Source organism: Streptomyces sp. URMC 129 (genome assembly GCF_051386415.1).
Classification (GTDB): domain Bacteria; phylum Actinomycetota; class Actinomycetes; order Streptomycetales; family Streptomycetaceae; genus Streptomyces.
The window spans coordinates 24,531-44,134 of the sequence record NZ_JBPQTQ010000025.1 but is presented as its reverse complement, the minus strand read 5'-3'; the positions used below and the strand labels follow the sequence as shown (position 1 = coordinate 44,134).

The following is a 19,604-nucleotide window of genomic DNA, read 5'->3' as shown; positions in this document are numbered from 1 at the left end:
GACCTGTCGATGTTCGGCGACGACCCGTTCTGGCTGGTCCTGATCAAGGCGGTCTTCTGCTTCGCGTTCCTGATGGGCTGCGTGCTCATCAGCATCGTCATGGAGCGCAAGGTGCTGGGCTGGATGCAGTTGCGCATCGGCCCGAACCGGCACGGCCCCTGGGGCATGCTCCAGTCGCTCGCCGACGGCGTGAAGCTGATGTTCAAGGAGGACATCACCGTCAAGGGCGCCGACAAGGCGCTGTACATCCTGGCGCCGATCCTCGCCGCCGCGCCGGCGTTCATGGCGATCGCCGTGATCCCCTTCGGCCCGGCCGACGACCCGGTCAGCGTCTTCGGCACCGAGACCGTCCTTCAGCTCACCGACCTCCCGGTGGCGCTGCTGTACGTGCTGGCCACCGCGGCGATCGCGGTCTACGGCACGGTCCTGGCCGGCTGGTCGTCCAACTCGACCTACCCGCTGCTGGGCGGCGTCCGCGCCACGGCGCAGATCATCTCCTACGAAGTCGCGATGGGCCTGTCCTTCGCGGCCGTCTTCCTGTACTCCGGCTCGATGTCCACCTCGGCCATCGTGGACGCGCAGAGCGACCGGTGGTTCGTGATCCTGCTGCCGGTGTCGTTCCTCATCTACATGATCTCGATGGTGGGCGAGGCACACCGGCCGCCGTTCGACATGCCGGAGTCCGAGGGCGACCTCGTCGGCGGGTATCTCACGGAGTACTCGTCGATCAAGTTCGCCTTCTTCATGCTCTCCGAGTACATCCACACCGTCACGGTCTCCGCCCTGATGGTGACCCTCTTCCTCGGCGGCTGGCGGGCCCCGGCGCCGCTGAGCTTCTGGGAGGGCGCCCACTCCGGCTGGTGGCCGCTGCTGTGGTTCACCGCCAAGCTGGTCTGCGTCATCTTCTTCTTCGTCTGGATCCGCGGCGCGCTGCCCCGCGTGCGCTACGACCAGTTCATGGTGCTGGGCTGGAAGGTGCTCATCCCCATCGCCCTGGTCTGGCTGATGCTGGTCGCCACCGTGCGGGCGATGCAGAACGAGGAGTACGAGTTCCGCGACATCGTGATGTGGGTGGCCGGCGGCGTGCTGCTGCTCCTCCTGCTCTCCTTCGTCGTGGACTTCTTCCGCGACCGGGCCGACCAGCGCCGCGAGGAGGCCGAGGCCGCGCGGCCGGCGGAGCCGTTCGACCCGATGGCCGGCGGGTACCCCGTGCCGCCGCTGCCGGGCCAGACCCTGCCGCCCGTGCCCCGGCGCCCCTCGCGGGCCGGCCGGGCCACCGCCGGCGTCGCCGCCGACACCCCCGGATCCACCTCGGCAAGCACCGAACCAGGAAGGGAGGGCGACGATGCCTGAGATCCACAACCCTGTGGGCGGCTTCGGCGTGACCTTCAAGGCCATGTTCAAGAAGCGGCTCACCGAGCAGTACCCGGAGGAGAAGAAGCCCACGGCGCCCCGCTTCCACGGCCGCCACCAGCTGAACCGGCACCCGGACGGCCTGGAGAAGTGCATCGGCTGCGAGCTGTGCGCCTGGGCCTGTCCGGCGGACGCCATCTACGTGGAGGGCGCGGACAACACCGAGGAGGAGCGGTACTCCCCGGGCGAGCGCTACGGCCGCGTCTACCAGATCAACTACCTGCGCTGCATCCTGTGCGGCCTGTGCGTGGAGGCGTGCCCCACCCGGGCGCTCACCATGACCAACGACTACGAGCTGGCCGACCGGACCCGCGCCTCCCTGATCTACACCAAGGAGGAGCTGCTCGCCGGCCTGGAGGACACCATGGTCCCCCCGCCGCACGCCATGTACCCCGGCGCGGACGAGCAGGCGTACTACCGGGGCGAGGTGCGCGGCGCCGCCCCCGGCACCGTGCGGCAGCGGGTCACCGGGGAGCAGCTGGCCGACGACGACGCCGTGTCCGCCGCCACCCGGCTGCACGACCCGGCCACCGACCGCGGCTCCTCGGAGGTGGAGGTATGAGCGCCCTCGCCACCGCCCTCGCGGCGGAGACGTCCACCTCGACCGGCGAGGCCGTGCAGTTCTGGCTGCTGGGCCCGCTGGCCGTGGCGGGCGGGCTCGGCACCGTGCTGATGCGCCGCGCGGTGCACTCGGCGCTCTGCCTGGCCGGCACGATGGTGATCCTGGCGACGTTCTACCTCGCCAACGGCGCCTACTTCCTCGGCATGGTGCAGATCGTCGTCTACACCGGCGCAGTCATGATGCTGTTCCTCTTCGTGCTGATGCTCGTCGGCGTCAGCAGCGCCGACTCGCTGAAGGAGACGCTCAAGGGACAGCGCTGGCTGGCCGGGGGATGCGGGCTCGGGCTCGGGCTGCTGCTGATCGCGGGCATCGGCCAGGCGTCCACCGGCTCCTTCACCGGCCTGTCGGAGGCCAACGCCGGCGGCAACGTCCAGGGCCTGGCCTCGCTCCTCTTCACCCGCTACGTGGTGGCGTTCGAGGTGACCGGCATCCTGCTGACCATCGCCGCCGTCGGCGCCACCCTGCTGACGCACCGCGAGCGCATCGAGCGGATCAAGAGCCAGCGCGAGCAGGCCGTCGAGCGCGTCCGCGGCGCCCACGTGCCGCCGCTGCCCGCGCCCGGTGTCTACGCCCGGCACAACGCGGTCGACCTTCCCGGCCTGCTGCCCGACGGCACCCCGGCCGAGCTGACGATGAACGAGACGCTGCGCGGGCGCGGCCAGATCCGCGAGGTGCACCGGCAGTCGGTGGCCGACGTGGCGGCGCTGGAGGCCCGCGCCGCCGGATACCACGGCCAGACGTACATGGCGGGCCCGCGCGGGCCCCGGAGCGTCACCGCGCTGGAGACCACCGGTCAGCCGGACGCGTCGCGGGCCGTGACCGACCCGCGCGACACCGACGGCACCGGCACCGAGGAAGCCGAGGAGGCCCGCCGGTGAACCCGGAGAACTACCTGTTCCTGTCGGCCCTGCTGTTCACGCTCGGCGCCTGCGGCGTCCTGCTGCGGCGCAACGCCATCGTGGTGTTCATGTGCGTGGAGCTGATGCTCAACGCCGCCAACCTCGCGCTGGTCACCTTCTCCCGCATGCACGGCAACCTCGACGGCCAGATCATGGCCTTCTTCGTCATGGTGGTGGCCGCCGCCGAAGTCGTGGTCGGGCTGGCCGTCATCGTCACCGTCTACCGGTCGCGCCACTCGGCCTCGGTCGACGACGCCAGCCTGATGAAGCTCTAAAGGGGTCAGAACAGTGGAGTCATTGATCGGACTGCTCGTCGGCGCGCCGCTCCTCGGCGCCGCCCTGCTCCTGGTGGGCGGGCGGCGCCTGGACCGGGTGGGCCACTGGCTGGCGACCGCCCTGGCCGCGACATCGTTCGTCCTCGCCACCGTGCTCTTCCTCGACCTGCTGGAGAAGGAGGGCGAGGAACGCACGCTCCACCAGCACCTGTTCAGCTGGGTGCCCGTCGCGGACTTCCGGGCGGACGTGGCGTTCCAGCTCGACCAGCTCTCGATGACCTTCGTGCTGCTGATCACGAGCGTGGGCACGCTGATCCACCTCTACTCGGTCGGCTACATGGCGCACGACGAGCGGCGGCGGCGCTTCTTCGCCTATCTCAACCTGTTCCTCGGGGCGATGCTGCTGCTGGTCCTCGCGGACAACTACCTGCTGCTGTACGTCGGCTGGGAGGGCGTCGGTCTGGCGTCGTTCCTGCTGATCGGCTTCTGGCAGCACAAGCCGAGCGCGGCCACGGCGGCGAAGAAGGCGTTCATCGTCAACCGGGTCGGTGACGTCGGCCTGTCGATCGCCATCCTGCTGATGTTCACGACGTTCGGCACGTTCGCCTTCGAGCCGGTCCTCGACAACGCCACGCGGACCGGCGAGGCCACGCTGACCGGCATCGGGCTGATGCTGCTGCTGGCCGCCTGCGGCAAGTCGGCGCAGGTGCCGCTGCAGTCCTGGCTCGGGGACGCGATGGAGGGCCCGACGCCGGTCTCGGCGCTGATCCACGCGGCGACGATGGTGACCGCGGGCGTGTACCTGGTCACCCGCTCCGGCGCGATCTTCGACGCGGCGCCCGACGCGCAGACCGCGGTGGTCGCGGTCGGCGCGGTGACGCTGCTGTTCGGTGCGATCATCGGGTGCGCGAAGGACGACATCAAGAAGGCCCTGGCCGGGTCCACCATGTCGCAGATCGGCTACATGATGCTGGCCGCCGGCCTCGGCCCGGTCGGCTACGTCTTCGCGATCATGCACCTGGTGACGCACGGCTTCTTCAAGGCGGGGCTCTTCCTCGGCGCCGGTTCGGTCATGCACGCCATGAACGACGAGGTCGACATGCGGCGGTACGGGGGCCTGCGCCGGCACATGCCGGTCACCTTCGTCACGTTCGGCCTGGCCTATCTGGCGATCATCGGCTTCCCGTACCTGTCCGGGTTCTTCTCCAAGGACGAGATCATCTACGCCGGGTTCAGCAAGGGCGGCACCGAGGGCTGGATCCTCGGCGGCGTGATGCTGCTGGGCGCGGCGCTGACCGCGTACTACATGACGCGGATCATGCTGCTGACGTTCTTCGGCGAGAAGCGGTGGCAGCCGGACGCGCACGGCCACGAGCCGCACCCGCACGAGGCGCCGCTGTCCATGACGGTCCCGATGATCCTGCTGGCCTTCGGCTCGGTCTTCGCCGGCTTCGCGTTCGACGCGGGCGAGCGGTTCGTCCACTGGCTGGAGCCGGTCACGGGCCTGGAGCACGGCGACTCGCCGGTCAGCCACGGCACGGTCGGGCTGGCCGCGACCGCCGTGATGCTCACCGGGGTGGCCGGCGCCTGGTTCCAGTACGGCCGCCGGCCGGTGCCGGTGGTCGCGCCCACGGGCCGGCTGGTCACCCGCGCGGCCCGGCGCGACCTGCTCCAGGACGACTTCAACCACGCCGCGTTCGTCACTCCGGGGAACTACCTCACCCGCGGTCTGGTCTACCTCGACCACAAGCTGGTCGACGGTCTGGTCAACGGCACGGCCGCCTCGTTCGGCGGGTTGTCCGGGCGGCTGCGGCGGGTCCAGAACGGATTCGCCCGGTCGTACGCGGTCTCCATGTTCGGGGGAGCGGCCCTGCTCATCGCCGCGACCCTGCTGATGAGGGCGGTCTGAGAGGTCTGATATGTCTTTTCCCCTGCTGACGGCCACGGCCCTCACCCCGGCCATCGGCGCGATCGCCACGGCCGCGGTGCCCGCCGCGCGGCGCGCCGCCGCCAAGTGGATCGCGCTGCTGTTCGCGCTGGCGACGGCCGGGATGGCCGCCGCGGTGCTGGTGCGCTTCGACACCGGGCCGGGCGCCGACCGGTTCCAGCTCACCGAGTCCCGGTCCTGGATCGAGGACTTCGGGGTCCGCTACGAGCTGGGCGTGGACGGCATCGGCGCGGTGCTGATCGCGCTGACCGCGGTGCTGGTCCCGTTCCTCATCGGCGCCGGCTGGAACGACGCCGACCCGGCGGAGAGCGAGACCCCGGCAACCCGGCGCCGGCGGCCCACCCAGGGCTTCTTCGCGCTGATGCTGATGGTCGAGGCGATGGTCGTCATGTCCTTCGCCGCCACCGACATCTTCCTCTTCTACATCTTCTTCGAGGCCATGCTCATCCCGATGTACTTCCTCATCGGGGGCTTCGGGGACCGGGCCGGTGAGCTGGACGAGGAGGGCCAGTCGCGGCAGCGGTCGTACGCGGCCGTCAAGTTCCTCCTCTACAACCTCGCCGGCGGCCTGGTCATGCTGGCCGCGGTGATCGGGCTGTACGTGGCGACCGCCGACCAGCTGGAGACCGGGACGTTCTCGCTCCAGACGATCCTGCAGGCGCGGGCCTCGGGCGAGCTGGACCTGGCGACGGGCACCGAACGGTGGCTGTTCCTGGGCTTCTTCCTCGCCTTCGCCATCAAGGCGCCGCTGTGGCCGCTGCACACCTGGCTGCCCAACGCCATGGGCGAGTCGACGGCGCCGGTGGCCGTGCTGATCACCGCCGTCGTGGACAAGGTCGGCACCTTCGCGATGCTCCGCTACTGCCTCGGGCTCTTCCCCGAGGCCAGCGACTGGGCGACACCGGTGGTGCTGGTGCTGGCGCTGACCAGCATCGTCTACGGCGCGCTGCTGGCGCTGGGGCAGCGGGACATGAAGCGGCTGATCGCCTACGCGTCCGTGAGCCACTTCGGGTTCATCGTGCTGGGCGTCTTCGTGATGACCAGCCAGGGGCAGGGCGGCGCCACGCTCTACATGATCAACCACGGCGTGGCCACGGCCGCGCTGATGCTGGTCGCCGGGTTCCTGATCTCGCGGCGCGGCTCGCGGCTCATCGCGGACTACGGCGGGGTGCAGAAGACGGCGCCGCTGCTGGCCGGAACCTTCCTCATCGGCGGGCTGGCGACGCTGTCGCTGCCCGGCACCGGCCCGTTCATCAGCGAGTTCCTGGTCCTGGTCGGCACGTTCGCCCGGTACGAGGCCGTCGGCATCATCGCCTGCACCGGCATAGTGCTGGCGGCGCTGTACGTGCTGGTGCTCTACCAGCGGACCATGACCGGCCCGGTGAAGGCCGGTCTGGAGAAGCTGCCGGACCTGCGGGTGCGGGAGCTGGCGGTGGTCGTCCCGCTGATCGGCCTGCTGATCTTCCTGGGCGTCTACCCCAAGCCGCTCACCGACATCGTCAACCCGGCGGTCGAACACACGCTGTCCGACGTGGACCGGGCCGATCCCGAACCACACGTTGTCCCTGAAGTGGAGGCGGCCGAATGAACCCGGGCGAGCTTGAGGCTCCGGCCATCGAGTGGGTCGCGCTCTCGCCGAGCCTGATCGTGTTCGGCGCCGCCGTCATCGGCGTGCTGATCGAGGCGTTCGCGCCGCGCCGCTCCCGCTACCCCGCCGAGGTCGTCCTCTCGGCGGTCGCGCTGGCCGGGGCGTTCGCCGCGGTGATCGGACTGGCGGCCGACGGCCGGGCCACCAGCGAGGCGCAGATCGCGGGCATGGGCGCGCTGGCGGTGGACGGGCCGGCGCTGTTCCTCCAGGGGATCATCCTGCTGGTCGGCCTGGTCTCGGTGTTCATGTTCGCGGAGCGGCGGCTCGAACCGGCCGCGCACGGCAGGCCGGTGGACTCCTTCGCCGCCCAGCCGGCGGCGGTGCCGGGCGGCACGGCGGAGCGGGAGGCGGTGCAGGCCGGTCACACCACGACCGAGATCTTCCCGCTGCTGCTGTTCGCGGTCGGCGGGATGCTGCTCTTCCCGATGGCCAACGACCTGCTGGTGCTCTTCATCGCGCTGGAGGTGCTGTCGCTGCCGCTCTACCTGCTGTGCGCGCTGGCCCGCCGGCGGCGGCTGCTGTCGCAGGAGGCCGCCGTCAAGTACTTCCTGCTGGGCGCCTTCGCCTCGGCGTTCCTGCTGTTCGGCGTCACCATGCTCTACGGCTACGCGGGCACCCTGTCGTACGCGGGCATCGCGGACGTCGTCGGCGGCCGGCCCGCCGAGATGGACCCGGGCCTGGCCTCCACCATGGGCAACGACGCGCTGCTGCTGATCGGCGGGGCCATGGTGACGATGGGTCTGCTGTTCAAGGTCGGCGCGGTGCCGTTCCACATGTGGACCCCGGACGTGTACCAGGGCGCCCCGACGCCGGTCACCGGCTTCATGGCCGCCGCCACCAAGGTCGCCGCCTTCGGCGCGCTGCTGCGGCTGCTGTACGTGGTGCTGCCGGGGCTGCGGTGGGACTGGGAGCCGGTGCTGTGGGGCGTGGCGATCGCGTCCATGGTGGCGGGCGCGGTCATCGCCATCACGCAGACGGATGTGAAGCGGCTGCTGGCGTACTCGTCGATCGCGCACGCCGGGTTCATCCTGTCCGGTGTGGTGGCGGTGAGCGAGGACGGGGTGTCGTCGGTGCTGTTCTACCTGGCGGCCTACTCGTTCGTGACGGTCGGCGCGTTCGCCGTGGTGACGCTGGTGCGGGACGCCTCGGGCGAGGCCACGCACCTGTCCAAGTGGGCAGGGCTCGGCCGCCGTTCGCCGCTGCTGGCGGCGGTCTTCGCGCTGTTCCTGCTGGCGTTCGCCGGGATTCCGCTCACCTCGGGCTTCGCCGGGAAGTTCGCGGTGTTCCGGGCGGCGGCGGACGCGGGCGCGATGGGCCTGGTGATCGTCGGCGTGCTGGCCTCGGCCATCGCCGCGTTCTTCTACATCCGGGTCATCGTGCTGATGTTCTTCAGCGAGCCGAAGGCGGACGGGCCGTCCGTGGTCATCCCGAGCCCGCTGACGATGTCGGTGGTCGGTCTGGCGGCGGCGGTGACGGTGGCGCTGGGCGTCGCGCCGCAGTTCTTCCTCGATCTGGCGGGCGACGCCGGGGTGTTCGTGCGCTGAGCCCCCGCCCGGCGAGGCGTGTGACGGTGGCCCGGAACCCGCGTGGGGTCCGGGCCACCGTCGTGCCTCCTCGCGGGCCGCCGAGGTATCCCGGCGGCCGGTGTGCCCCGTCAGTACCGGGTGTCGTAGACCTCGGTGGTGCCGGAGCCCCAGACGACGGTGAGCGTGCTGCCCTCCAGGGACAGCGTGGCCTGGGTGTCCGGCCACAGCACCTCGCCGAACTGGTTGCACTCGACGGTGATGGTGTTGCCGGAGAGCGTGCCGTAGCAGACGTCGCCCTCCACACCGCTGTCCTCGACGTACGTGACGGAGGAGCCGGTGAACGACATGGAGCTGCCGTCCACGGTGACGTTCTCCATCCACATGCCGTCCAGTTGCCCGGGGGTGAAGGCGGAGCCCCCGCCCGAGTCGCCGCCACCGGAGACGGCCCCGCTGTCCCCGCCGCCGGCGGCAGCCGCCGCGCTCTCGCCCCCGCTGTCCCCGCCGCCGGAGTCGGCGCCCGGCATGGGGATTTCCCCGATCTCCCCGCCGCCGGCGGCAGCCGCCGCGTCCTCGCCCCCGCTGTCCCCCCCGCCCTGCTGACCCGCGTTGCCGCCCGGCGCGAACGGGTTGGCGCCGTTGTCGTCGTCACCGCAGCCGCTGAGCAGAAGCGTCGCCACAGCGACGGCGGGCAGGGCGATCCGTATGGACCTGCGCATTGATGTCCCCTCGTTTGTGTACTTGGTCCGGCAGGTTACCGGGGCGGTGGGCCGGGTAGACCGGAGCGTTACATGGCCATGGCAATCGCCGCCGAGCTGATACGTCCGTCGCCACCCGCGCGCATCCGGTGCCCGTCCCGTGAGGGGTCCGGGACACCGGCCGACCCCCGGGAGATGACCGCGGCCCGGTCCCCGCGCGGGAACCGGGCCACGGTCGTGCCTCCTGAAAATCCGCCGGGGCCTCGGCTCAGTAGCCGAGGTCCTCCAGCTCCTGCTCCAGGTCCTCCAGGTCGCCCATGTCACCGAGGTCGACGTCACCGAACGAGGTGAAGGTCTCGGTGGTGCCGGAGGCCCAGACGACGGTGAGCGTCTCGCCGTCCAGGGTCATGGTGGCCTCGGTGTCGGGCCACATCTCGGCGCCGAGCTGGGTGCACTCGACGGTGAAGCCGGTGTCGTTCACGGTGCCGGAACAGAGGTCGCCCTCCTCGAGGTCGTCCTCGATGTAGGTGACCGAGCCGGAGGAGAACATCAGCGAGCTGTCCTCGGGGTTGGTGCCCTCGAGCCACATGCCTTCGAGCTGCTCCGCGGTGGGGGCCGAGCCGCCCTGGCCGCCGGAGTCGCCGCCGCTCGCACCCTCGGCGCCGCTCTCCCCGCCGTCGGAGCCGCCGGTGGCCTCCTCGCCGCCGGACTCCGCGCCGCCCTGCTCCTGGCCGCCGTCGGCACCCGGGACGGGGCCGTTGCCGCCGTCGCTGTCGTCGTCGCCGCAGCCGCTGAGCAGAAGAGCCGCCGCCGCGACGGCGGGCAGGGCGATCCGTATGGACGTACGCATTGCTGTCCCCTCGATTTCGAACGTGGTCACGGCAGGTTACACGCGTCACCTACCGGGCAGACGAGAGTGTTACATGTCTATGGCAAAAGCCGCTGACCTGATACGCGGGCCCGACCTGCCCGGATGTCCTGCCGATCCGCGCGGCGGCGGGTCCGCTGCCGCCGCCGGGGGCGGCGAAACGCACGAAGCTTTTTCTTCCGCTAGGTAACGTGGCGTATCCGTAAGGGACTTGGCAGGCCCATGGCCGACCGGGCGCGCGGTGCCACGACGGCCCCGTGTGCCTGCCGCTTCGGCGGGGTCCTCATGCCGGGGGAGCCGGCACCACCCGTCCCGTTACCTCGCCGAGACCGATGCGTGACCCGGCGGGGCCGGGTGCCCAGGCGGAGATGGTCACCTCGTCGCCGTCCTGGAGGAAGGCGCGGGTGCCGCCGTCCGGCAGCGTCAGCGGGTCCCGGCCGCCCCACGTCAGTTCCAGCAGCGAGCCGCGCTGTCCCGGCTCCGGGCCGCTGACCGTCCCGGAGGCGAAGAGGTCGCCGGTGCGCAGGCTCGCGCCGTTCACGGTGAGATGTGCCACCTGCTGGGCGCCGGTCCAGTACATGGTGGCGAACGGCGGCTCGGAGATCGGGTGGCCGTTGAGCCGCACGGTCAGCCGGAGGTCGAGGCCGCCGGGTTCGAGGCCGCTGTCGTCCAGGTAGGGCAGCAGCGGGCGGTCGCGCGGGGGCGGCGGCACGCGGGCCGCGTCGAGGGCGTCGAGGGGCGTGATCCAGGGGGAGACGGAGGTGGCGAAGGACTTGCCGAGGAACGGGCCGAGCGGCACGTACTCCCACGCCTGGATGTCGCGCGCGGACCAGTCGTTGAGCAGGCAGACCCCGAAGACGTGGTCGCGGAAGGCGGTTTGCGGCACGGGCCGGCCCAGGGGCGAGGGGGTGCCGACGACGAAGCCGACCTCCGCCTCGATGTCCAGCCGCCGGGTGGGCCCGAAGGCGGGGGTGTCGGTGCCCGTGGGCGGGCGGCCCTGGCCGCGCGGGCGGACGACCGGGGTGCCGGAGACCACGACGGTGCCGGCGCGGCCGTGGTAACCGATGGGCAGGTGTTTCCAGTTGGGGGTCAGCGCCGCCCCGTCCGGGCGGAGGATGCGGCCGACGTTGGTGGCGTGGTGCTCGCTGGCATAGAAGTCGACGTAGTCGGCGACCTCGAACGGGAGGTGGAGGGTGACGGCGTCGAGCGGGAGCAGCAGCGGTGCCACGGTGGCGCGGTGTTCCGGCGCGGCGAGCCAGGCGCGCAACTCGGCGCGCACGGCCCGCCAGACCGGACGCCCGGCCGCGAGCAGGGGGTTGAGGGAAGGGGCGGCGAGCAGGCCGGCGTGCGGGGAGCGGAACGCGCGGGCGGCGGCGCCCGCGTCGAGCACGGCGTCCCCGTACCGCACGCCGATCCGCCGCGCGCCGGGCCCGCCGGGGTCCCCGGCGGGGCTGAAGAGGCCGTAGGGAAGGTTGTCCGGACCGAACAGGCCGGGCTCCGGGAAGGCGTCTGGCATGGCGCCACCCTAGACGGGCCCGAATCGGTACGTCCCGGTGGCGATCTCCCCCAGGCGTGGCCGCCTGGGAGGTGTCCCCACGGACCGGTTACGCTGCCGGAGACAACTCACCGGACACAGGGGAGAACGCTCGTGATCGTCGTGGGTCCTTTCGGGGTGAGCGTGCGGGATGAGGCCCTGAACGCCGATCTTCAGGCGGGTCTGGCGGCTGTCGAGGCAAGGCTGTTCGAGGCCACCAAGAGCGACGTTCCCTTCATCACGGAGACCGCGCAGCATCTGGTGCGCGCGGGGGGCAAGAGATTCAGGCCCTTGCTGCTGCTGCTGGCCGCGCAGTTCGGCGATCCGCACGCGCCGGGCGTCGTTCCCGCGGCCGTGGTGGTGGAGCTGACGCACCTGGCCACGCTGTACCACGACGACATCATGGACGAGGCCGAGATGCGGCGGGGCGTCCCCAGCGCGAACGCCCGCTGGGACAACTCGGTGGCAGTGCTCACGGGGGACTTCCTCTTCTCCCGGGCGTCGGCGATAGCGGCCGACCTGGGGACCGACGCGGTGCGCATCCAGGCGGAGGCGTTCCAGCGGCTGGTGACCGGTCAGATCCAGGAGACCGCGGGGCCGCGCGAGGGCGAGGACCCGATAGCGCACTATCTGGAGGTCATCGCGGGCAAGACCGCGTCGCTGATCTCGGTGGCCGGGCGGCTGGGTTCGCTGATGTCCGGCGCGTCCGATTCCGTGACGCACGTGCTGGCCACGTACGGGGAGCGGATCGGGACGGCGTTCCAGCTCGCCGACGACGTGCTGGACATCGCGAGCGACGGCCGGGAGTCGGGCAAGACGCCGGGGACCGACCTGCGGGAGGGCGTGGCCACGCTGCCGGTGCTGCGGCTGCGGGAGCTGGCGGCCGAGGGCGGCTCGCGGGAGGACCGCGAGCTGTGCGAGCTGCTCGACGGTGATCTGACGGATGACGCGCGTCACGCCGAGGCGCTGGCCCGGCTGCGCGCCCACCCGGCGCTCGGCATCGCCAAGAGCGACGCGTGGTCGTACGCGCGGCTGGCCCGGCAGGCCCTGGACCCGCTGCCGGACATTCCCGCCAAGGAGGCGCTCGCCCACCTCTGCGACGTGGTCGCGGACCGTACGGTCTAGGAGCGCCCGCCGCGTCGTTTTCCGGTGCGAACCCTGACCCGGTGGGGGACAACCCCTACGGGTCGGGTCAGGGATGGCGCGTTTGCACTCATCCCCTGGTCGTACGCGGATGCCAACTCTTGGCGGATGACCGCTGCGCCCCGGCCTGTTGGAATAGATGGTGCCGAGTGGCGAGTGGAGGGGCATCTGATGGCTTTGAACAACACTGTGCGGCGTGCGGCCGTCCCGGTGGCGGTGGTGGCCGGGATCGCGGCGGTCGGTGCCGGTCTGTGGCCCGCGATCGCCAGCGACGGCGGCCCGGATCTGCCGGATGTCACGGCGGAGGAGCTGCTGGCCCGCGTCGCGGAGTCGGAGACCGCTCAGCTCTCGGGCACCGTCCAGGTCGACGCGGACCTGGGCATACCGGACCTGGGCGGGATGCTGAGCGGGGTGCTCAGCGGGATGGAGGGCCCGGCGGGCAGGCTCGCCGAGCTGGCCGCCGGGGAGAGCACCCTGCGGGTCGCGGTGGACGGACCGGAGCACCAGCGGCTGGCGGTGGTCAGCGGCTCCGAGGAGTTCGCGCTGATTCACAACGGCGACGAGCTGTGGGCGTACGACTCCAGCAGCAACACGGTGCTGAGCGCCGAGGTGCCGGAGGGGGTCGAGGCGGAGGAGCGGGACGCGGCGGAGTGGCTGGGGGGCCTCACGCCGCGGCAGGCGGCCGAGCGGTTCCTTCAGGCCGCGGGCGAGCACGCGGACATCTCGGTGGCCGGCACGGCCCGGGTGGCCGACCGCGGCGCCTACCAGCTCCTGGTCGAGCCCACGGGGGAGGCGGCTGCGGAGAGCGGCGTGGAGTCGGTGCGGATCTCGATCGACGCCGAGACCGGGGTCCCGCTGGCCCTGACGGCGGAGGCCGACGGCGGCCGGTCGCTGGACGTGGCCTTCTCCCAGATCGACTACGCGAAGCCGGCGGGCGGGGTCTTCGACTTCACCCCGCCGAGTGACGCGGAGGTCCTGGAGGTCAACCCGGAGGAGCCCCTGGGCATCCTTCCCGACCTCCTGCCGGACGCCCTCGGCAGGTAGCCCCGACGGGGGCCCGTGAGGGCGTTGGCCGGGCCGCCGCCGACAGGGGTGGGAGCGGCGGCCCGGCGAAACACCGAGGCGCGGGGGCAGGGGCGGGGGCTGCCCCCGCGCACTCTTCACCGTGTGCGCGGCTCACCGCGTGGCGCGGCGTCGCGGCGAGCCGTCAGCTCACGCAGAATTCGTTCGACTCGGGGTCGAGCATGATCCACCAGTGGCCCGCCGGGCCCTGGTCGTGCTCCTCGACGCGGGTGGCGCCCAGCTTCTCCAGGCGGCTGACCCGCTCCTCCAGCGTGCCCCGCTCGCCGTGGATGTCGATGTGCAGACGGTTCTTGACGGTCTTGGGCTCGGGGACGTCCTGGAAGAGCAGCCGTCGGCCGCGGCCGATGCCGGTCGCCTCGTCGTAGGGGTCGTCGGGGTGGCGGACGGCGGCGAAGCCGCGGAAGGTCGCGCGTCCGCCGTGCTCCCTGATCCGGTCGGGACCGATCTGGCCGGCGGCCAGCAGCCGTTCGATCAAGGCGCTGTTGTCCTCCACCTCGTACTCCAGGGCGGCGGCCCAGAAGTCGGCGAGCGCGGGGGCGTCCCTGGTGTCGATGACCAGCTTCCAGTCAAGTGCCATGTAACTAGTTATAGTAGTTACATGACGTCGTCCGCAACAGGTCTCGTCCTGCGCGCCGCCTCCGGCGCGCCGTACCGGTTCGATCCCGGCGCCCTGTGCCTGGAGCTGCTGCCGACCGGCGGCCCCGGCGCGTTCGCGCGGTACGAGGTGCTGCACGAGCCCGCCGACCTGGCCGACTGGGCCGGGCGCTGCCGCCTGACGCCGACGCCCGCCGTGGAGGTGACGCCCGCCGACCTGACCGCGGCCAGAGCGCTGCGGGACGCCCTGTGGCGGCTGGCCGTGGCGCGTGCCGAGGGCGCCGCCGCGCCGAGCGCCGATCTCGCCGTCGTCAACGCGTCCGCCGCCCGCCCGCCGCTGGCCCCGGTGATCGGCCCGGACGGGGAGCGGGCGTGGACCGGCGCGCTGACCGGCGAGCGGCTGCTCGCCACGGTCGCGCGGGACGCGGTGGAACTGCTGACCGGCCCGTTCCGGGACCGGATCAGGATGTGCGCGGGGGACAACTGCTTCCTCGTCTACGTGGACACCTCACGGCCGGGCAGCCGCCGCTGGTGCTCGATGGAGCACTGCGGCAACCGCCACAAGGTGCGGGCCCTGCGGGCCCGCCGTTCCGGGGAGCCCGGCGGGGCCGGGCCGCCCTGACGAGCCGGTTCAGCCGAGGGAGGCCAGCAGCTCGCGGCAGGCCCGCTCGCAGCGGCGGCAGGCCTCCGCGCAGACGCGGCAGTGGTCGTGCCGGGAGGCGTGCCGCTCGCACTCCTCGGCGCACGCCTTGCAGACCGTGGCGCACGCGGTGAGCTGCGCGCGGGTCACGTTCGCGTCGTAGCCGGTGTGCCGGGAGAGCACGCGGGCCGTCGCCTCGCAGATGTCCGCACAGTCCAGGTCGGTGCGGACGCACTTCACCAGGTCCGCCACCTGCCGCTCGGACAGGCAGGAGTCCGCGCAGGCGGTACACGCCTGGGCGCAGGCCACGCACTCCTCGATACAGCGCCTGAGCTGGTCCCGGTCCACCCGGCCGAGGTCGGCGGGGTAGGTGGCCAGCATGTCGTCGATCGCCATCGTCATGATCCATCACTCCCGGATGGTGCCGGAAAAGAGCCGTTCTGTCCCGCTCCGGGTAACCGGTGGGCGGGAGGGGGAAACGGCTCAGTCCGTCACCACGGCCGGGCGCGGCTCGGCCACCGCGGGGGTGTGCCGGGCGACGGCGGCCGTCCTGCGGTTGCGGCGCGCCTGGCGCAGCGCGTCCCACGTCAGCATGCACAGCGCCGTCCACACCAGCAGGAACCCGGCCCAGCGCTCCGGCGGCATCTCCTCGTGGAAGGCCAGCACGCCCAGCAGGAACATGGTGGTCGGCGCGATGTACTGCATCAGCCCGATCGTGGACAGCGGCACGCGGACGGCGGCGGCCCCGAAGAAGATCAGCGGCAGCGCGGTGGCCAGCCCGCTGACCACCAGCAGCAGCGCGTGTCCGGTGCCCTCACCGGTGAACGTGGCGTCGCCGCGCGCCCCGAGCACGATCAGGAAGCCGAGCGCCGGCAGGAACTGCAGGGCGGAGTCGGCGCTGAAGCCCTCCAGCCCGTCCAGCGCGGTCCGCTTCTTGATCAGGCCGTACGTCGCGAAGCTGACGCTCAGCGCCAGCGCGATCCACGGCACCTGCCCGTAGGCGACGCTCATCACGACCACCGCCGCGCCCCCGACGCCGACGGCCGCCCACTGCACGGGCCGCAGCCGCTCCGACAGCAGCACCACGCCGAGCGCGATGGTGAGGAGGGGGTTGACGAAATACCCCAGGGAGGCCTCCAGCACCCGGTCCTCCGCGACGGCCCAGATGAAGATGTACCAGTTCACCGAGATGAGCGTCGCGGAGAGCGCCAGCATGCCCAGCCGCTTCGGCCGGCGCAGCAGCGGCCGTATCCAGCCCCAGTTCCGCACGGCGGCCAGCATCAGCAGGGCCGTGGGCAGCGACCACACCATGCGGTGGGCGAGCACCTCGCCGGCGGGCGTGCTGTCCAGCAGGTGCCAGTAGAGCGGGAGCAGCCCCCACATCCCGAACGCCGCCAGCCCGTAGGCCAGTCCCGCCCGGCTCGCCGTGCCGCCCCCTGCGCTCACCGCTGCCCTCCCCGTCGCCCGACGCCTCCCTGAACGTAGCGCCGCACGGGCGGGTTGTCATTCCCGTTTCGGGCTCATGGTGCTGTCGGGCGGCCGGGTGGCGGGGGGTGTCAGCCTTTGACGGTCCAGGTGTCGTTCCCGGTGAGCAGTGTGGCCAGGTCGCCCTTGCCGTGCCGTTCGACCGCCTGCTCGATCTGGTCGGCCATCAGGTCTTCGTAGACCGGGCGCCGGACGCTGCGCAGCACACCGACCGGGGTGCGGTGCAGGGTGTGCGGGTCGGCCAGCCGGGAGAGCGCGAACGCGGTGGTCGGGGACGCGGCGTGGGCGTCGTGGACCAGGATGCCGTCGGTGCCCTCGGCGGCGACGTCGACGACCTTCAGGTCGCCGGTGGCCGGGTCGCGCACCACGCCCTTGGAGCCGAGCCCGTCCGCGGCCGGGGCGCCGAAGCGGATCGGCTCCCCGTGCTCCAGCCGGATCACGGCCTCCAGCGCCTGGTCCTTGTCCTTGAGGGCCTCGAAGGCGCCGTCGTTGAAGATGTTGCAGTTCTGGTAGATCTCCACCAGCGCCGAGCCGTGGTGTCCGGCGGCGGCGCGCAGCACGCCGGTGAGGTGTTTGCGGTCGGAGTCGATGGTGCGGGCGACGAACGACGCCTCGGCGCCCAGTGCCAGCGAGACGGGGTTGAACGGGGTGTCCAGCGAGCCCATCGGCGTGGACTTGGTGATCTTGCCGGGCTCGGAGGTGGGCGAGTACTGGCCCTTGGTCAGCCCGTAGATCCGGTTGTTGAACAGCAGGATCTTCAGGTTGACGTTGCGCCGCAGGGCGTGGATGAGGTGGTTGCCGCCGATGGACAGCGCGTCGCCGTCGCCGGTGACGACCCATACCGACAGGTCCCGGCGGGCGGCGGCCAGGCCGGTGGCGATCGCCGGGGCGCGGCCGTGGATCGAGTGCATCCCGTAGGTGTTCATGTAGTACGGGAAGCGGGAGGAGCAGCCGATGCCGGAGATGAAGACGATGTTCTCCCTGGCCAGGCCTAGCTCGGGCAGGAAGCCCTGGACGGCGGCCAGCACGGCGTAGTCACCGCAGCCGGGGCACCAGCGGACCTCCTGGTCCGACTTGAAGTCCTTGGCGGACTGCCGGGTGTCGGCGGTGGGAACCAGGGACAGTGCGGTGCGGGCCTGGATGGGCGTCTCAGTGGACATCGTCGACAGCCTCCTTGAAAGCGGATGCGAGCTGCTCGGCCTTGAAGGGCAGGCCGGTGACCTGGGTGAGGGAACGCACGTCAACCAGGTACTTCGCGCGCAGCAGGGTCGCGAGCTGGCCGAGGTTCATCTCCGGCAGGACGACCCGGTCGTAGGCCCGCAGCACCTCTCCGAGGTTGGCGGGGAAGGGGTTGAGGTGGCGCAGGTGGGTCTGGGCGATGTGCCCGCCGGCCCGCCGGATGCGGCGGACGGCGGCGGTGATCGGCCCGAACGTCGAGCCCCAGCCCAGCACCAGCACCCTGGCCTGGCCGCTGGGGTCGTCCACGACGACGTCGGGGACCTCGATGCCGTCCGTCTTGGCCTGGCGGGTGCGGACCATGAAGTCGTGGTTGGCCGGGTCGTAGCTGATGTTGCCCGTGCCGTCCTGCTTCTCGATGCCGCCGACGCGGTGCTCCAGCCCCGGCGTGCCCGGGACCGCCCACGGCCGGGCCAGCGTCGCCTCGTCCCGCTTGTACGGCCAGAAGACCTCGGTGCCGTCGGCGAGCGTGTGGTTCGGCCCGGTGGCGAACTGCACGCGCAGGTCCGGCAGCGCCTCCACCTCCGGCACGCGCCACGGCTCGGAGCCGTTGGCCAGGTACCCGTCGGAGAGCAGGAAGACCGGGGTGCGGTAGGTCAGCGCGATGCGGGCCGCGTCCAGGGCGGCGGTGAAGCAGTCGCCGGGGGTGGCCGGGGCCACGATCGGCACCGGCGCCTCGCCGTTGCGCCCGTACATCGCCTGGAGCAGGTCCGCCTGCTCGGTCTTGGTCGGCAGGCCGGTGGACGGGCCGCCGCGCTGGATGTCGACGATGAGCAGCGGCAGCTCCAGCGAGACGGCCAGGCCGATCGTCTCCGACTTCAGCGCGACGCCGGGGCCCGAGGTGGTGGTCACGCCCAGCGCGCCGCCGAAGGCCGCGCCCAGGGCCGCGCCGATGCCGGCGATCTCGTCCTCGGCCTGGAAGGTGCGCACGCCGAAGTTCTTGTGCCGGGACAGCTCGTGCAGGATGTCCGAGGCCGGGGTGATCGGGTAGGACCCGAGGAACAGCGGCAGGTCGGCGCAGCGCGCGGCGGCGATCAGGCCGTAGGCGAGAGCCAGGTTCCCCGAGATGTTCCGGTAGGTGCCCGCAGGGAACGCGGAGGCGGCCGGCGCCACCTCGTAGGAGACGGCGAACTCCTCGGTGGTCTCCCCGAAATTCCACCCCGCGCGGAACGCGGTGACGTTGGCCTCGGCGATCTCCGGGCGCTTGGCGAACTTGGCCCGCAGGAACGCCTCGGTGCCCTCGGTCGGCCGGTGGTACATCCACGACAGCAGACCCAGCGCGAACATGTTCTTCGAGCGCCCGGCGTCCTTGCGCGTGAGATCGAAGTCCTTCAGCGCCTCGACCGTCAGCGTGGTCAGCGGCACCTTGTGCAGCGCGTACCCGTCGAGGGAGCCGTCCTCCAGCGGATTGCTTTCGTAACCGACTTTGGCCAGGGCGCGGGCACCGAACTCGTCCGTGTTCACGATCAGCTCGGCGCCGCGCGGCAGATCGGGCAGATTGGCCTTCAGCGCCGCCGGATTCATCGCCACCAGGACATTCGGGGCGTCACCCGGCGTCAGGATGTCGTGATCGGCGAAGTGGAGCTGGAAGGAGGAGACACCCGGAAGCGTCCCGGCCGGGGCACGGATTTCCGCCGGGAAGTTCGGCAGCGTCGACAGGTCATTCCCCAGGGAAGCCGTCTCGGAGGTGAAACGGTCACCCGTGAGCTGCATTCCGTCACCCGAGTCCCCGGCGAACCGGATGATCACCCGGTCCAGGCGCCGCACGTCCTTGGCGCTCCCGCTGTCCCGGTTTCCCTGGTCGACCTCAGTGGTCACTGCTCAGTCCTCCTTCGAGGCGGCTCATCTCGGCCATGGTACGTGGGTAAGGGTTGCCTACCTGAAGGTGATCACATGATGGGACGTATCCCTGTCCCATGGCGTTCCCGCACCCTCAACACGCCCCCCGTACCCGGCCCTTGGTCCGCTCACATCCCTGTTCCAGCCTGGCAGGAC

The 19,604-nt window shown here is 71.7% G+C and carries 18 protein-coding genes; 10 read left to right on the top strand and 8 right to left on the bottom strand.

Annotation, left to right across the window (positions count from 1 at the left end):
• Positions 1-9: 9 nt before the first annotated feature.
• Genes nuoH through nuoN form a run of 7 tightly spaced genes read left to right on the top strand, consistent with a single transcriptional unit; the run spans position 10 to position 8,349 of the window.
• Positions 10-1,353: an NADH-quinone oxidoreductase subunit NuoH gene (nuoH, locus tag ACSNOC_RS07950; RefSeq protein WP_436746569.1), complete on the top strand. Its 1,344-nt coding sequence runs from the start codon at positions 10-12 to the stop codon at positions 1,351-1,353.
• Entirely contained in the window at positions 1,346-1,975 is a 630-nt protein-coding gene (nuoI, locus tag ACSNOC_RS07945; RefSeq protein ID WP_436746559.1) for an NADH-quinone oxidoreductase subunit NuoI, read from the top strand. The genes nuoH and nuoI overlap by 8 nt, the downstream gene beginning before the upstream one ends.
• A complete protein-coding gene (locus ACSNOC_RS07940) occupies positions 1,972-2,913 on the top strand; it encodes an NADH-quinone oxidoreductase subunit J (RefSeq protein ID WP_436746558.1) in 942 nt (313 codons plus the stop codon). Before nuoI ends, ACSNOC_RS07940 begins: the two co-directional genes overlap by 4 nt.
• Positions 2,910-3,209, top strand: coding sequence for an NADH-quinone oxidoreductase subunit NuoK (gene nuoK, locus ACSNOC_RS07935; protein WP_436746557.1), 300 nt, complete (start codon positions 2,910-2,912; stop codon positions 3,207-3,209). Before ACSNOC_RS07940 ends, nuoK begins: the two co-directional genes overlap by 4 nt.
• 13 nt (positions 3,210-3,222) lie before the next feature.
• Positions 3,223-5,118 (top strand): NADH-quinone oxidoreductase subunit L, encoded by a 1,896-nt coding sequence (gene nuoL / locus ACSNOC_RS07930; RefSeq protein WP_436746556.1) that lies wholly within the window; start codon positions 3,223-3,225, stop codon positions 5,116-5,118.
• A 10-nt stretch (positions 5,119-5,128) separates the two neighbouring features.
• Entirely contained in the window at positions 5,129-6,745 is a 1,617-nt protein-coding gene (locus ACSNOC_RS07925; protein ID WP_436746555.1) for an NADH-quinone oxidoreductase subunit M, read from the top strand.
• Positions 6,742-8,349 (top strand): NADH-quinone oxidoreductase subunit NuoN, encoded by a 1,608-nt coding sequence (gene nuoN, locus ACSNOC_RS07920; protein WP_436746554.1) that lies wholly within the window; start codon positions 6,742-6,744, stop codon positions 8,347-8,349. Before ACSNOC_RS07925 ends, nuoN begins: the two co-directional genes overlap by 4 nt.
• A 110-nt stretch (positions 8,350-8,459) precedes the next feature.
• On the opposite strand, the gene ACSNOC_RS07915 is transcribed toward nuoN, so the two are convergent.
• The 3 genes from ACSNOC_RS07915 to fahA form a co-directional block, all read right to left on the bottom strand.
• Positions 8,460-9,047 carry a hypothetical protein gene (locus ACSNOC_RS07915; protein WP_436746553.1) on the bottom strand — a complete coding sequence of 196 codons (588 nt, stop codon included), beginning with the start codon at positions 9,045-9,047 and terminating at the stop codon, positions 8,460-8,462.
• A gap of 247 nt (positions 9,048-9,294) precedes the next feature.
• A complete protein-coding gene (locus ACSNOC_RS07910; protein ID WP_436746552.1) occupies positions 9,295-9,876 on the bottom strand; it encodes a hypothetical protein in 582 nt (193 codons plus the stop codon).
• A 301-nt stretch (positions 9,877-10,177) separates the two neighbouring features.
• On the bottom strand, positions 10,178-11,410 hold the full coding sequence (gene fahA / locus ACSNOC_RS07905) for a fumarylacetoacetase (RefSeq protein ID WP_436746551.1): 1,233 nt from the start codon (positions 11,408-11,410) through the stop codon (positions 10,178-10,180).
• A gap of 132 nt (positions 11,411-11,542) precedes the next feature.
• Here fahA and ACSNOC_RS07900 point away from each other — a divergent pair, with 132 nt between their 5' ends.
• Positions 11,543-12,553, top strand: coding sequence for a polyprenyl synthetase family protein (locus ACSNOC_RS07900; protein ID WP_436746550.1), 1,011 nt, complete (start codon positions 11,543-11,545; stop codon positions 12,551-12,553).
• Between the two features lie 189 nt (positions 12,554-12,742).
• A complete protein-coding gene (locus ACSNOC_RS07895; protein ID WP_436746549.1) occupies positions 12,743-13,615 on the top strand; it encodes a LolA family protein in 873 nt (290 codons plus the stop codon).
• 163 nt (positions 13,616-13,778) lie between these two features.
• Here ACSNOC_RS07895 and ACSNOC_RS07890 read toward each other — a convergent pair whose 3' ends face one another.
• On the bottom strand, positions 13,779-14,231 hold the full coding sequence (locus ACSNOC_RS07890; RefSeq protein WP_436746548.1) for a VOC family protein: 453 nt from the start codon (positions 14,229-14,231) through the stop codon (positions 13,779-13,781).
• 21 nt (positions 14,232-14,252) lie between these two features.
• Here ACSNOC_RS07890 and ACSNOC_RS07885 point away from each other — a divergent pair, with 21 nt between their 5' ends.
• Entirely contained in the window at positions 14,253-14,870 is a 618-nt protein-coding gene (locus ACSNOC_RS07885) for a CGNR zinc finger domain-containing protein (protein WP_436746547.1), read from the top strand.
• Between the two features lie 9 nt (positions 14,871-14,879).
• Here ACSNOC_RS07885 and ACSNOC_RS07880 read toward each other — a convergent pair whose 3' ends face one another.
• The 4 genes from ACSNOC_RS07880 to ACSNOC_RS07865 form a co-directional block, all read right to left on the bottom strand.
• On the bottom strand, positions 14,880-15,290 hold the full coding sequence (locus ACSNOC_RS07880) for a four-helix bundle copper-binding protein (protein WP_436746546.1): 411 nt from the start codon (positions 15,288-15,290) through the stop codon (positions 14,880-14,882).
• A gap of 81 nt (positions 15,291-15,371) precedes the next feature.
• Positions 15,372-16,271 (bottom strand): EamA family transporter RarD, encoded by a 900-nt coding sequence (gene rarD / locus ACSNOC_RS07875; protein WP_436746568.1) that lies wholly within the window; start codon positions 16,269-16,271, stop codon positions 15,372-15,374.
• Positions 16,272-16,444: 173 nt separating this feature from the next.
• A complete protein-coding gene (locus tag ACSNOC_RS07870) occupies positions 16,445-17,533 on the bottom strand; it encodes a 2-oxoacid:ferredoxin oxidoreductase subunit beta (protein WP_436746545.1) in 1,089 nt (362 codons plus the stop codon).
• Positions 17,523-19,427 (bottom strand): 2-oxoacid:acceptor oxidoreductase subunit alpha, encoded by a 1,905-nt coding sequence (locus tag ACSNOC_RS07865; protein ID WP_436746544.1) that lies wholly within the window; start codon positions 19,425-19,427, stop codon positions 17,523-17,525. The genes ACSNOC_RS07870 and ACSNOC_RS07865 overlap by 11 nt, the downstream gene beginning before the upstream one ends.
• Positions 19,428-19,604 lie beyond the last annotated feature (177 nt).